Raw genomic sequence first — 759 nt, forward strand, 5'->3', positions numbered from 1 at the left:
CATCACGAAGACCGCGAACGGGACGAGCGCCAGGGTCATCCCGCTGATGACCCCGCCGAGCCCCACGTGCAGCGTGAACCAGGCGGCCGAGCGCACCCGCGCCTGCCGGGAGGCGGCGGGCCCGTCCGCGAGCGGCCGGTCCGGGGCCGGTCCGCACAGGGCACGGGCGGTGGCCGCCGAGAGGGGCCGGGCGGTCGGAAGGAGCGCGGTGACGGCGGCCATCGGCAGCGCGTAACCGAAGGCGGAGAACTGGGCGGAGAGCGAGGTGAAGGCGTTGGTGCCGGGCGCGTACAGCCCGACGGCCACCGTGCCGACCAGGAAGTACGGCATCAGCAGGGCGCCGCCGATGATCAGATGCAGCCAGCGCAGCCGGGCCCGCCGGCCCACCAGCCGGACTATGAGCGGGGTCATGCAGGGACGCCCCGCGTCCCGGCCGCGCGCTCCGCGAGGAAGTACGCGCCGAGAGTCACCACCAGCGTCCCGACCAGCATCTGCACAGCGTAGGTGAGCACCATGCCGGGCGTGGCCCGTTCCGCGGCCCCCGCGGCCGGGGCCAGCGAGCCCAGGCAGAGCCAGCCGCCCCAGCAGGCCATCGCCCCGGACCCGCCCCAGGCCAGCGCGAGCGGCACCCGCAGCGGCAGCGCCGACCGGCGGAAGGCCAGCAGCAGGACCCCGGCGACGGTGACCGCGACCCACAGCGCGAACACCGCCTCCAGCACGTAGAAACCGCTGTCCCGCCCGGCCGCCCGGTTCGGGCTG

The 759-nt window shown here is 76.0% G+C and carries 2 pseudogenes; both read right to left on the reverse strand.

Annotation, left to right across the window (positions count from 1 at the left end):
- Positions 1 to 411 (reverse strand): annotated as a pseudogene (locus G3I41_RS01440) (histidine kinase); the annotation flags it as partial.
- Positions 408 to 759: pseudogene (locus G3I41_RS01445) on the reverse strand (hypothetical protein); the annotation flags it as partial. The pseudogenes G3I41_RS01440 and G3I41_RS01445, both read right to left, overlap by 4 nt.

It is taken from the genome of Streptomyces sp. SID9727 (assembly GCF_010550605.1).
Lineage (GTDB): Bacteria > Actinomycetota > Actinomycetes > Streptomycetales > Streptomycetaceae > Streptomyces.